Annotated in this window: 11 protein-coding genes and 3 pseudogenes; 9 read left to right on the top strand and 5 right to left on the bottom strand. The window is 67.2% G+C overall.

Features of this window, described 5'->3' with window-relative positions:
* Positions 1-185 precede the first annotated feature (185 nt).
* From fdxA to IS481_RS00190, 6 genes are all read left to right on the top strand, one after another.
* A complete protein-coding gene (gene fdxA / locus IS481_RS00215; RefSeq protein ID WP_104357285.1) occupies positions 186-521 on the top strand; it encodes a ferredoxin FdxA in 336 nt (111 codons plus the stop codon).
* Between the two features lie 184 nt (positions 522-705).
* Complete coding sequence (locus tag IS481_RS00210; protein ID WP_104357284.1) at positions 706-1,416, top strand: GntR family transcriptional regulator; 711 nt, start codon at positions 706-708, stop codon at positions 1,414-1,416.
* Complete coding sequence (locus IS481_RS00205; protein WP_104357283.1) at positions 1,413-2,207, top strand: transporter substrate-binding domain-containing protein; 795 nt, start codon at positions 1,413-1,415, stop codon at positions 2,205-2,207. Before IS481_RS00210 ends, IS481_RS00205 begins: the two co-directional genes overlap by 4 nt.
* Before the next feature lie 71 nt (positions 2,208-2,278).
* Positions 2,279-2,950, top strand: coding sequence for an amino acid ABC transporter permease (locus IS481_RS00200; RefSeq protein WP_104357282.1), 672 nt, complete (start codon positions 2,279-2,281; stop codon positions 2,948-2,950).
* A complete protein-coding gene (locus tag IS481_RS00195) occupies positions 2,943-3,596 on the top strand; it encodes an amino acid ABC transporter permease (RefSeq protein WP_104357281.1) in 654 nt (217 codons plus the stop codon). The genes IS481_RS00200 and IS481_RS00195 overlap by 8 nt, the downstream gene beginning before the upstream one ends.
* The gene (locus tag IS481_RS00190; RefSeq protein ID WP_104357280.1) at positions 3,580-4,338 is read left to right on the top strand and encodes an amino acid ABC transporter ATP-binding protein; all 759 of its coding nucleotides are present in this window, start codon (positions 3,580-3,582) and stop codon (positions 4,336-4,338) included. Before IS481_RS00195 ends, IS481_RS00190 begins: the two co-directional genes overlap by 17 nt.
* Positions 4,339-4,395: 57 nt before the next feature.
* On the opposite strand, the gene IS481_RS00185 is transcribed toward IS481_RS00190, so the two are convergent.
* Positions 4,396-5,207 (bottom strand): IS5 family transposase gene (locus tag IS481_RS00185; protein ID WP_104357279.1). Its coding sequence is split into 2 segments (ribosomal slippage): positions 4,396-4,874 and positions 4,874-5,207, totalling 813 coding nucleotides; the frame shifts between segments, so codons are not numbered across the junction.
* A 207-nt stretch (positions 5,208-5,414) separates the two neighbouring features.
* On the opposite strand from IS481_RS00185, the pseudogene IS481_RS00180 reads away from it, so the two are divergent.
* Positions 5,415-6,652, top strand: a pseudogene (locus tag IS481_RS00180) (IS256 family transposase).
* Here the strand turns inward: IS481_RS00180 and IS481_RS00175 are convergent.
* The gene (locus IS481_RS00175; RefSeq protein WP_232529385.1) at positions 6,593-7,414 is read right to left on the bottom strand and encodes an IS1595 family transposase; all 822 of its coding nucleotides are present in this window, start codon (positions 7,412-7,414) and stop codon (positions 6,593-6,595) included. The pseudogene IS481_RS00180 and the gene IS481_RS00175 overlap by 60 nt on opposite strands.
* Before the next feature lie 160 nt (positions 7,415-7,574).
* Between IS481_RS00175 and IS481_RS00170 the strand changes: the two are divergent.
* Positions 7,575-7,718, top strand: a pseudogene (locus IS481_RS00170) (transposase); the annotation flags it as partial.
* Here the strand turns inward: IS481_RS00170 and IS481_RS18565 are convergent.
* A pseudogene (locus IS481_RS18565) lies at positions 7,699-7,945 on the bottom strand (IS3 family transposase); the annotation flags it as partial. The pseudogenes IS481_RS00170 and IS481_RS18565 overlap by 20 nt on opposite strands.
* 142 nt (positions 7,946-8,087) lie before the next feature.
* Positions 8,088-10,385, bottom strand: a complete 2,298-nt coding sequence (gene metE, locus IS481_RS00160) for a 5-methyltetrahydropteroyltriglutamate--homocysteine S-methyltransferase (RefSeq protein ID WP_104359111.1) — start codon at positions 10,383-10,385, stop codon at positions 8,088-8,090.
* 100 nt (positions 10,386-10,485) lie between these two features.
* On the opposite strand from metE, the gene IS481_RS00155 reads away from it, so the two are divergent.
* Positions 10,486-11,400 carry a LysR substrate-binding domain-containing protein gene (locus IS481_RS00155; protein WP_104359112.1) on the top strand — a complete coding sequence of 305 codons (915 nt, stop codon included), beginning with the start codon at positions 10,486-10,488 and terminating at the stop codon, positions 11,398-11,400.
* A 264-nt stretch (positions 11,401-11,664) separates the two neighbouring features.
* On the opposite strand, the gene IS481_RS00150 is transcribed toward IS481_RS00155, so the two are convergent.
* Positions 11,665-12,476 (bottom strand): IS5 family transposase gene (locus IS481_RS00150; protein WP_104357279.1). Its coding sequence is split into 2 segments (ribosomal slippage): positions 11,665-12,143 and positions 12,143-12,476, totalling 813 coding nucleotides; the frame shifts between segments, so codons are not numbered across the junction.
* Between the last annotated feature and the right edge of the window lie 12 nt (positions 12,477-12,488).

Here is a 12,488-nt window from a genome sequence, read left to right as displayed (position 1 = left end):
ATGCCCCAAGAACAGGCGTGAAAACGCGGTCTGCGCACCGTTCTGGCCACTTCCTGCTGGGTTCCGGGGCGACCGGGCGCCAGGCTTTCATCTGGCTTTCAGCTTCGGCGCCCTGCGCACAAGGCCCCAGCGCAGCGCAGGCGGCCGCGCACGGCTATCGTGGCGGCTGCGTTCCCGGAGTTGCCATGCCCTTCATCGTCACCGACGCCTGCATCCAGTGCAAGTACACCGACTGCGTGAGCGTCTGCCCCATGGACTGCTTCGTCGAGGGGCCCAACTTCGTGGTGATCGACCCCGAGGGCTGCATCGACTGCTCGGTGTGCGTGCCGCAATGCCCGGTGGACGCGATCGTCAACGCCGCCGAGGTGAGCCCGCAGCAGGCCGAGTTCGTCGAACTGAACGCGCGCCTGGCCCGCGCCCCGGGCTGGCGCCCGCTCACGCAGGCCAAGGCCCCGATGGACGGCCACGAGCAATGGGCCGGCGTGGCCGGCAAGCGCGCCCACCTGCGGCTCACCTGGTGACCGCCCGCGCCCTTTGGCGCACGCCCACCGTGCGCCGCGCGCCATCGCGGGGCGCGCGCGCCGCTGCATGCCGCGCATGCGCACCGCCACCGTGCACGCCGATGATGCGCAGGGCTTGCATACAAGGCTGAAGGACCACGGCACGGTTCTCGCATGACGGGGTGCGAACGTCCGATCGCACCTCATGAACTCCAGCGACATCGCGAACCGCATCGTCGAGGCCATCCTGGCGCAGAAGCTCGCCCCCGGCAGCCGCCTGGGCGAGCAGGCGCTGTCGCTGCTGTTCGGCTGCAGCCGCACCCTGGTGCGCGAGGCGCTGATGCAGCTGGCCGCACGCGGCATCGTCACCGTCAGTGCCCGCCGCGGCTGGTTCGTCATGCAGCCCACCGAGAGCGAGGCGCGCGAAGCCTTCGAGGCCCGGCGCGTGATCGAGACCGGGCTGATCCGCCACGCCGCGCCGATGGACCGCGCCAAGCTCGACAAGCTCAAGCGCCACCTGCGCGAGGAAAAGCGCTCGCTCAGGGGCGACGTGGGCCTGCGCAGCTACCTGCTGGGCGACTTCCACGTCTGCCTCGCCGAGTGCCTGGGCAACCGCCTGCTGGCCGAGACGCTGCGCGACTACACCGCGCGCACGACGCTGATCGCGATGCTCTACCAGTCCACGCACGACGCGCACCAGTCGTGCCAGGAACACGTGGAGATCGTCAGTGCGCTCGAGGCCGGCGACATCGCCCGCGCCGAGGCGCTGATGGCCGACCACATCGGCCACGTGCAGCAGGCGCTGCGCCCGCAGCGCGCCGCGACCGATCCGCTGGACCAGCTGCGCGCCGCGCTCGCGCCGGTGGCGCCGGCACCTTTCCGTCCCCTTCCACTCACCCAGGAGCCGCTCCCATGAACACTTCCAAGCGTCATCTCCTCGCCACGGCCGCCGGCCTGGCCCTGGCCTGTGTCTTCGGCAGCGCGCACGCGCAGTCGGCATTGCAGGCCATCGAGAAGAACAAGCTGATCCGCATCGCGATCCCGACCGACTTCCCGCCCTACGGCTTCGTCGGCGTGGACCTGAAGCCTCAGGGCCTGGACGTGGACATGGCCGCGCTCATCGCGCAGAAGATGGGCGTGCGCCTCGAGCTGGTGCCGGTGACCAGCGCCAACCGCATCCCGTACCTGCAGAGCCGCAAGGCCGACCTGGTGATCTCGACGCTGGGCAAGAACCCCGAGCGCGAGAAGGTGATCGACTTCACCGCCGCGTACTCGCCGTTCTTCCAGGCGGTGTTCGGCCCGACCTCGATCACCGTGAAGTCGCCTGCGGACCTGGCCGGCAAGTCCATCGCCGTCACGCGCGGCGCGATCGAGGACCAGGAGCTGACCAAGGTCGCCCCGGCCGGCACCGACATCCGCCGCTTCGAGGACAACAACGCCACCGTCTCGGCCTACGTCTCGGGCCAGACGCAGCTGGTGGCCACCGGCGTGTCGGTGGCCGAGAACATGATGCAGCGCAACCCCGGCCTGCGCACCGAATACAAGCTGCTGCTCAAGGACAGCCCGAACTACATCGGCGTGGCCAAGGGCGAGGACGCGCTGCGCGCGAAGGTCAACGCGATCATCGCCGAGGCCAAGGCCGCCGGCGAACTCGACCAGCTGGCGCAGAAGTGGCTCAAGCGTCCGGCCGGCAACCTGCCGGAGTGAGCCCCGTCGGCCATCCCCACGGCGGCGCGCCACGCACGCGGGCGCTGCCGCCGACCTGAGCGGTGTTTCGCATGTCCATCGAACTCGATTTCCTCGCGGTGCTCGCCGAATGGCCGCTGCTGCTGACCGGCGCAGCGTGGACGCTCGCGCTGACCGCGGTGTCGGCCGTGTTCGGCATGGTGCTCGGCATCGCCTGCGCCTGGGCGCGCACCGAAGGCGCCGCGCCGCTGCGCTGGCTGGTCGCGGCCTACGTGGAGCTGATCCGCAACACGCCCTTCATCGTGCAGCTGTTCTTCATCTTCTTCGGCCTGCCGGCGCTGGGCTTCCGGCTCACGCCCGAGAGCTCGAGCGTGATCGCGATGGTGGTCAACCTGGGCGCCTACGCCGCCGAGATCGTGCGCGCCGGCGTGCAGGCCACGCCGCGCGGGCAGTTCGAGGCGGCCGCGAGCCTGGCGCTCACGCGCGCGCAGACCTTCCTGCACGTGGTGCTGCCACCCGCGCTGCGGCGCGTGTGGCCGGCGCTGGTGTCGCAGATCATCATCGTGATGCTGGGCTCGGCAGTGTGCGGCCAGATCGCCACCGAGGAACTGAGCTACGCGGCCAACCTGATCCAGAGCCGCAACTTCCGCGCCTTCGAGGCCTTCATCGTCGCCACCGCGATGTACCTGGTGCTGGCCGTGGCCGTGCGCCACGCGCTGAACTGGCTGGGCGGCCGGCTGCTGTACGGAGGCCGCCGTGGTTGAGTTCACCCTGTGGGACATCCTGCGCAACCTGCTGCTGGCCGCGCGCTGGACGGTGGTGCTGTCGCTGATCGCCTTCGTCGGCGGCGGCCTGGTGGGCCTGGTGCTCCTGCTGCTGCGCACGCTGGAGCGGCCCTGGCTGCAGCGGGCCATCGCTGCCTACGTGCAGCTGTTCCAGGGCACGCCGCTGCTGATGCAGCTGTTCCTGGCCTACTTCGGGCTGGCGCTGTTCGGCGTGGAGACCTCCTCCTGGTTCGCCGCGTCGCTGGCGCTGACGCTCTACACCAGCGCCTTCCTGTGCGAGATCTGGCACGGCTGCGTGCGCGCGGTGCCGCGCGGCCAGTGGGAAGCGGCGCAGAGCCTGGCGCTCGGCTACATGGAGCAGATGCGCCACGTGGTGCTGCCGCAGGCCATGCGCCTGGCGGTCGCGCCCACCGTGGGCTTTTTGGTGCAGGTCATCAAGGGCACGGCGCTGGCCTCGGTCATCGGCTTCGTCGAGCTGACCAAGGCCGGCACGATGATCACCAACGCGACCTTCCAGCCCTTCCTGGTCTACGGCTGCGTGGCGCTGATGTACTTCACGCTGTGCTTCCCGATCAGCCACTACTCGCGCGTACTCGAGAGCAAACTGCATGTCCACAGACACTGATCCGAAGGGCGCTGCCGCCGTCCGCATCCGGGGGCTGCGCAAGTCGTACGGCACCAACGAGGTGCTCAAGGGCATCGACCTGACGGTCGCGCCGGGCGAGGTGATCGCCATCATCGGCAGGAGCGGCTCGGGCAAGAGCACGCTGCTGCGCTGCGTCAACGGGCTGGAGACCTTCGACCACGGCGAGCTGGAAGTGCAGGGCCGCCCGCTGGTGCATGGCGATGCCGCCGCGATGCGCGCGCTGCGCCAGCAGGTCGGCATGATCTTCCAGCAATTCAACCTGTTCCCGCACCTGACCGTGGGCCGCAACGTGATGCTGGCGCCGCGCCTGGTGAAGAAGGAGTCCGACGCGGCGCTGGAACGCAAGGCGCGCAAGCTGCTCGATCGCGTCGGCCTGGGCGAGAAGTTCGATGCTTACCCCGACCAGCTCTCGGGCGGCCAGCAGCAGCGCGTCGCGATCGCCCGCGCGCTGGCGATGGACCCGGGCATCCTGCTGTGCGACGAGATCACCTCGGCGCTGGACCCGGAACTGGTCGGCGAGGTGCTCGGCGTAGTGGAATCGCTGGCTGCCGACGGCATGACGCTGCTGATGGTCACGCACGAGATGAACTTCGCGCGCAAGGTCAGCGACCGCGTGATCTTCATGCACCAGGGCAAGGTGCACGAGATGGGCCCGCCGGAATCGCTGTTTGCCGCACCGCAGACACCCGAGCTGAAACAGTTCCTCGCCTCGGTGGCCTGAGCGCCCCGCGCGATGCGCGCGCTGCCCGTGGGGAATAGGGGTCGCGCCTAAGAGCGGCTAACAAAACGGTGCGAGGCTACGCAGGCAGATGACGCAACAGGCCAGGGACAGCAGAGCCAGATGGGTATCGATGCTGCGCTCGAAGCGGATACGAAGCTTGCCGAAGGAGGCGATCCAGGCATGAGTGCGTTCGACCACCCAGCGATAGCGGCCGAGCCGGTCTTTGCTCTCGCGGCCCTTGCGAGCGATGCGGACTTTGATGCCACGTTGGTGCAGGTGCTGCCGGCAGCGTGGGAAGTCGTACCCTTTGTCGGCATGCAGCTTGTCGGGACGCGCACGCGGGCGACCACGCCGGCCAGCCACCGCCGGCATCGCATCGACAAGGTCCTCGAACACCACCGAGTCGTGCCGGTTGGCGCCGGTGACACAGAACATCAGCGGGATGCCTTTGCGATCCGTGACGAGGTGGCGCTTGCTGCCGAGTTTGCCGCGGTCGGTGGGATTGGGCCCCGTATGCGGGCCCCCCGGGGGCTGGGGACGCTGGCCCCATCCAGGCTGACGCGGCTGAAGTCCAGGCGGCCCGCGCCGCGAAGGTCGGCCAGCAACAGCATGTGCAAGCGGTGCCATACACCGGCTTTTTGCCACTCACGCAGCCTGCGCCAGCACGTCATGCCGCTGCCGAAGCCCAGTTCCTGGGGTAGATCTTCCCAAGGAATGCCAGTGCGCAGCACGAACAGGATGCCGTTGAGTGCCAGTTCGTCGTCAAGTCGAGGCCGGCCGCCCTTCGGCGAAGGCTTGACCTGCGGCAGCAGCGGCTTGATCTTCTTCCATAGCACCGCGCTGATCTGCTTGTTCTTGCTTTGTCCCATGGTGCGTCAAACGGCTCAGCCGACCCGCGCGATGACAGCGTTTTGTTAGCCGCTCTAAGGAAGGTAATTCCTAACCTTTCCGGACCAGAATTGGACGTAGTTCCTGGATGGAGATCTGCTTGAGAAGCTTGTACAGCAAGGGTTGCAGGTTGAGGGTGTCAGGATTTTTGTGTGAGGGGCCTACCATGACGATGTTCAGGAGCCCCCATGCCACGCAAGAAGACCCCCCTGCCGCGAAGCCGGACGCCATCCTTCCCGACGAGTTGCTTGAGAAGCTGATCCCTGGCCCGATGGACGCCGCCGGCGTCGGGGCCGTGTTCCAGAAGTTGAAGAAGGCCGTGATCGAGCGCGCCTTGGGCGCCGAGCTGGGCGTGCACCTGGCCAGCCCCGAGGGCGGTCGGGGGAACCACCGCAACGGCCGCAGCGGCAAGACCGTGCTGACCGACGAGGGGCCGCTGCGGATCGACGTACCCCGTGACCGGGCCGGCAGCTTCGAACCACAACTCATCCCGAAGCACGAGCGACGCTTCGCCGGCTTTGATGACCGGATCATCTCGATGTACGCCCGCGGCATGTCGGTGCGCGAGATCCAAGGGCATCTGGCCGAGATGTACGCGGTCGAGGTGTCGCCAGAGTTCATCAGTGCGGTTACCGACGAGGTGATGGCCGAGGTGGGGGCCTGGCAGGCCCGGCCGCTGGAGCCGATGTATCCGGTGGTGTTCTTCGACGCCCTGCGGGTGAAGATCCGCGAGGACGGCGTGGTGCGGAACAAGGCGGTGTACCTGGCCCTGGGCGTGCTGCCGGACGGCACCCGTGACATCCTCGGGCTGTGGATCGAGAACACGGAAGGCGCCAAGTTCTGGATGAAGGTCTTCAACGACCTGAAGACCCGTGGCACGCAGGACATTCTGATCGGCGTCGCCGATGGGCTGAAGGGCCTTCCCGAGGCTCTGGAGGCGGTGTTCCCGGCCACGACGCTGCAGACCTGCATCGTGCACCTGATCCGCAACAGCCTCGATTACGCGAGCTGGAAGGACCGCAAGGCGCTGGCCGCGGCCATCAAGCCGATCTACACCGCGCCGAGCGCGGAGGCCGCAGAAGCCGAGCTGGGGGCGTTCGAGCAAGGCCCTTGGGGCCAACGCTTCCCGACCGTCGTTGCGGCCTGGCGGCGGGCGTGGAGTCGGGTGATCCCGTTCTTCGCGTTCCCGCCCGAGGTGCGGCGGATCATCTACACGACCAACGCCATCGAGAGCGTGCATTCGCGGCTGCGCAAGATCATCAAGAGCCGCGGGCATTTCCCGACGGACGAGGCTGCGACCAAGCTGATCTGGCTGGCCCTGCGCAACGTCACCGCCGACTGGAAGCGGGCAAGCAGGGAGTGGAAATCAGCGATGAACCAGTTCGCGATACTGTACGGAGACCGCTTCACCCTCGCGCCGCGCTGAGCGGCACGAGGAAAGATTCAAAAACCGCCTCACACACAAAAATTCAGACAACCCCTGCAGGTTCTCGTGCCGGTGATTGAACCGGTAGCAAACTTCGGCCAGGTACAGGTGGAAGTATTGCCGGGGCACGCCACGATACATGTAGAGCCAGTTCTTGGCGTAGCTCCAGAAGCCCTCGATGCCGTTGATGTGATCTCGCCCGGCAGGCCGACCCTTCTCCTTGCGGATCATCACGTGTTCGCCGCGCAGCTTCAGCGTGGCATAGGCCTGCCACTCGTCGGTGTAGTAGAGCGCGCCTTCTCGGGTGTGCGCCTCGATCTCACGCATGATCGATGCCCGGTCATGGGCCGGGATCGGCATCGCCTTGACGCAGCCGTTGCGCTTGACGAGCCCGAACACGATCACCTTGCCCGCCGCGCCCCAGCCCCGCTTGCCCTTGCGGGCGCCACCGAAGGTGGTCTCGTCGCACTCGATGGCGCCTTCGAACGGCTCGCGCAGTTGCTCCACCAGCGCACAGCAGCCACGCACCAGTCGGTAGAACCGCTCCCGCGAGACCGCGCTGGTATCGGACAGGAACCGCTGCCGGTACGACGGCACGCCCAGCACGAACAACTCCAGCAGGCGTGCCTTCGTCGCTGTGGGCAGTCGTACCGAGTCCCACACCGACGTCCACGTGAAACGCAGCCCGCAAGCGCGGCACTTCAGACGTCCGTCCCCCAGGCGATAGTGCCGACAACCTGCACATCCGGGACATCGCTTCATGACCAAATCCTCTCAGATTTGGTCCGGTTTGCTTAGGAATTACCCTAAGGAAACGCTGATCAAGCCCACCGCATCGTAGTGACATGCGTTGGAGGTGTCGATGCAAGATGCGAGGATGACGATGAAGCAGATGACCTTGGCAGCGGCGGCCGATGCGGCGTGCGAGGAGGCGCTGTACGACTCGGCGGCGCTGCGCGCTTTCGTTGGCATCGACCTGGGCCGCGAGCCGGTGCCCGACGCCACCACGATCCTGCAGTTTCGTCACCTGCTGAACAGCCACCAGCTGGGGCGAGCCATCTTTGATGGTGCCCGTCGAATTTCGTCTTCCAGCGGGCCGTTCGTATGCGGCCATGGCGTGCTGAGCGGCATGCTTGCTGATATCAGCCGCTGCACACGGCGCAGGCCGATCCGATGACCTCGACCCTGCAGTTGGCGGTGCATGCGCCGAGAGCCGTAGGCAGCCTTGACCTCGGCATGGATGCTCTTCAACAAGGTCACGGCCTGCGGGTCCGTCAGGCGCGTGCGCTCGGGCCAGCAGCGCACGGCCCCGGGCCCCTCGTGCCGACCTGTGGCGCCATGCAAGCAGCGAGTGGGTCATACCCAATCCCGTCGCCGGATTCCGATGTGGAGTCGGACGCGGGATGCTGCCGTTGCTGCGATCACTTGCGGCGGATTACACGGCTGCGTCCGTCGACCTCCGTGCCTTAAGACGTTCACGCATGACACAGGCGGCCTGCACCATGTTGGCCAGCGCTGCGCGCGTTTCCGCCCAGCCGCGGGTCTTGAGTCCGCAGTCCGGATTGATCCACAACCGGGCCGGATCCACCACCTCGCACGCCCGCTCGATGAGCGCGAGCATCTCGTCGACGCCCGGCACGCGCGGCGAATGGATGTCGTAGACGCCGGGACCGATCGCGTTTGGATAGGCGAAGTCGCGGAACGCATCGAGCAACTCCATGCGCGATCGCGACGTCTCTATCGTGATGACGTCGGCGTCGAGCGCGGCGATCGCCGGCAGGATGTCGTGAAACTCCGAGTAGCACATGTGGGTGTGGATCTGGGTGTCGTCGCGCACCCCGCACGAGGCGAGCTTGAACGCGCGCACCGCCCAGTCGAGGTAGGCGGGCCATTCGCTCGCTTTGAGCGGCAGCCCCTCCCGGAACGCGGGTTCGTCGATCTGGATGATCCGTATCCCGGCAGCCTCCAGGTCCTGCACCTCGTCGCGGATCGCCAGGGCCAGTTGCAAGGCCGTGCGCTCACGCGGCTGGTCGTCGCGCACAAAGGACCACTGCAGCATGGTCACGGGACCCGTCAGCATGCCCTTGACCGGCTTGTCGGTGAGCTGCTGCGCATAGCGAGCGGTGTCCACCGTGATCGGGTCTGGCCGGAACACGTCGCCGTAGAGGATGGGCGGCTTGACGCAGCGCGAGCCATAGCTTTGCACCCAGCCGTGCTCGCTGATGGCGAAGCCAAACAGGTGCTGCGCGAAGTACTCCACCATGTCGTTGCGCTCGGGCTCGCCGTGGACCAGCACGTCCAGGCCCAGGCGTTCCTGCTCCTCAATCGCGCGGCGCACCTCGGCGCGCATCGTTTGCAGGTAGTCATAGGCGCCCAGCCGCCCTTGCTTGTGCGCCGCCCGTGCCCGGCGAATCTCTGGCGTTTGCGGAAAGGAGCCGATGGTCGTGGTCGGCAGCACCGGCAGGTCCAGCGCCTGGCGCTGCAGCTGCTGGCGCTCGGCATACGGTTTCGCGCGCTCGGCCATTCGGGGGTGGAGTTGTTGCAGCCGCTTCGCCACGGTGGCGTGGGGGATGCGTCGGCAGTGCCGCCGGCTGGCCAGCGAGGCGTCGCTCTCGGCCAGCCGCTCGCGCACCGCGTCCTCTCCATGCTCCAGCGCCCGGGCCAGCGTGACGACCTCGTCCAGTTTCTCGTCGGCGAACGCCAGCCAGCGCCGCACCTCCGGATCCAGCCGGGATTCCTGCGCCACGCTGTGCGGCACGTGCAACAGCGAGCACGATGGCGCGAGCCACAGGCGTTCACCAAGCCGCTCGTGCAGCGGCCGCAGGCGGGCGAGGGCGTCGCCGAGGTGGGTGCGCCACACGTTGCGCCCGTCGACGATGCCGACGGACAGCACCTGCTCGCCGTCCAGCGCCTGCGCCACGGTTTGCGCCTGCTGCGGCGCGCGCACGGCGTCGATGTGCCAGCCATCCACGGGCAGCTCCCGTACCAGGTCCAGCTGGTGGTCGATGCCCGTGAAGTAGGTGGCGGCGAGGAGCCGGGGACGCGGCGCCCCCTGCAGCGCCTCGTACGCCTGGCGCAAGGCGCGCTTCCACGGCTCGTCCAGTTCCAGTCCCAGCACGGGCTCGTCCACTTGCACCCACGCGACGTCGTGCGCCGCCAGTTCGGCCAGCAGGCCGCGGTAGGCACCGATCAACCCGGGCAGCAGCGCCAGCCGGTCGCTGCCATCGACCGTCTTCGACAGCCACAGGAAGGTCACCGGCCCGAGCAGCACCGGCTTGACGCCGGGCAGCACCGCCTGGGCCTCGCGCACGTGTTCGAGGTAGCGACGGGCGTCCAGCTCGAACGACATCCCCCGCTCGAGCTCAGGCACGAGGTAGTGGTAGTTGGTGTCGAACCATTTGGTCATCTCGAGGGCCGGCTCGGTGGACGTGCCCCTGGCCAGCGCAAAGACGGTGGCGGTGCCCGTTTCCCCGACCACACTCCGGAAGCGCCGGGGTAAGGCACCGAACATCAGTGCGTGGTCGAGGACGTGGTCATAGAGGGTGAAGTCGCCTGCGGTCAGCAGGTCGAGGCCGGCATCGCGTTGGCGTTGCCAGTGAGCAAGCCGCAGGCGGGCGGCGACCTCTTCGAGCTGCTCCGTGTTGGTTTCGCCTTTCCAGCAGGACTCGAGAGCGAACTTCAGCTCGCGGCGCGCGCCGATGCGCGGATATCCGAGGACATGGGTGTATGGCATGACATGACAGCGTGAGTGTTGACGCTGCACAGTCTGGTCTGCCACACTGCTTGAATCAAGCGAAATGTTTTCAGCAGAACTTGAATCTGGCTCAAGTACCATGATCGAACTGCGCCATCTGCGTTCCCTGCTCGCCATTGCCGACACGGGGAAGATGGCGACGGCGGCCGAGCGCGTCCATCTCACCCAATCGGCCCTGTCTCACCAGGTCCGGGCGCTGGAGGAGCACTACGGGTTGGAACTCCTGCGGCGCACCAGCCAGGGCTTGCGCTTCACCCCGGCGGGAGAGCGGCTGCTGGAGCTGGCCCGGCAGGTGCTCGGCCAAGTCGCGGAGGCCGAACGCGATCTCATGCGCCTGGCAGGGGACACCCGCGGCGAATTGCGCATCGCGCTGGAGTGCCACACCTGCTTCGACTGGCTGATGCCCGTGATGGACGAGTTCCGAAGGCGATGGCCCGAGGTGGAGCTGGATCTCGTCGCTGGCTTTCACAGCGAACCGATCAGCCTGCTGGCCCAGGGCAAGTGCGAGCTCGTCGTGGGGTCTGCGCCCGACCGGCTGCCGCGAGGCATCGCGAGCTGGCCCCTCTTTCGCTACGAGATCCAGGCGGTGCTGTCCAACGAGCACCGGCTGCGACATCGCCGCAGGCTGCAAGCCGAAGACTTCGCAGGGGAGACGCTCATCACCTATCCGGTGCCTGAGGAACGCATCGACGTGATCCGCGAGGTGTTGCGGCCGGCCGGCGTGCCGTTCCAGCGACGTACCGCGGAGCTCACGATCGCCATCCTGCAGCTCGTGGCCAGCCGCCGGGGTGTCGCGGCGCTCCCCAACTGGGGCGTCAAGAGCTACGTCGACCACGACTACGTGATCGCCAAGCGCATCGGCACCAAGGGGCTGTGGAGCGAGCTGTACGCGCTCGCGCCCAAGGCCATGGCCGCGCGACCCTACGTGCCCGAACTGGTGCACATCATGCGTGAGAAGTGCCAGAAGCAGTTGCCAGGCATCGATCTGTTGTGAGTGCGAGGCTGGCTTGCCCATACCCAAGAAGGGTTCAGAGTCGATACTTCCACGACAGACAAGACCGAGACGCTGATGCTGCGGCTCGTTGCCGCCGAGGAGGTCGGTACTGACCGGCGTCATGGTACGCCGACGTGCTGCTGAACCAACATCTGGGTCCGATGCATGACAAGTGGCTGCTCCATGCGTTGGCCGAAGCCCAAAGCAAGCAAGGGTCGGCGCTCGCCAGCGGCGACCTGGAGGCGGCGATCAGGCTTAGAGCGGCTAACAAAACGGTGCGAGGCTACGCAGGCAGATGACGCAACAGGCCAGGGACAGCAGAGCCAGATGGGTATCGATGCTGCGCTCGAAGCGGATACGAAGCTTGCCGAAGGAGGCGATCCAGGCATGAGTGCGTTCGACCACCCAGCGATAGCGGCCGAGCCGGTCTTTGCTCTCGCGGCCCTTGCGAGCGATGCGGACTTTGATGCCACGTTGGTGCAGGTGCTGCCGGCAGCGTGGGAAGTCGTACCCTTTGTCGGCATGCAGCTTGTCGGGACGCGCACGCGGGCGACCACGCCGGCCAGCCACCGCCGGCATCGCATCGACAAGGTCCTCGAACACCACCGAGTCGTGCCGGTTGGCGCCGGTGACACAGAACATCAGCGGGATGCCTTTGCGATCCGTGACGAGGTGGCGCTTGCTGCCGAGTTTGCCGCGGTCGGTGGGATTGGGCCCCGTATGCGGGCCCCCCGGGGGCTGGGGACGCTGGCCCCATCCAGGCTGACGCGGCTGAAGTCCAGGCGGCCCGCGCCGCGAAGGTCGGCCAGCAACAGCATGTGCAAGCGGTGCCATACACCGGCTTTTTGCCACTCACGCAGCCTGCGCCAGCACGTCATGCCGCTGCCGAAGCCCAGTTCCTGGGGTAGATCTTCCCAAGGAATGCCAGTGCGCAGCACGAACAGGATGCCGTTGAGTGCCAGTTCGTCGTCAAGTCGAGGCCGGCCGCCCTTCGGCGAAGGCTTGACCTGCGGCAGCAGCGGCTTGATCTTCTTCCATAGCACCGCGCTGATCTGCTTGTTCTTGCTTTGTCCCATGGTGCGTCAAAC

Source organism: Caldimonas thermodepolymerans, from assembly GCF_015476235.1.
Classification (GTDB): Bacteria; Pseudomonadota; Gammaproteobacteria; order Burkholderiales; family Burkholderiaceae_C; genus Caldimonas; species Caldimonas thermodepolymerans.
This window is presented reverse-complemented; position numbering and strand designations above follow the sequence as displayed.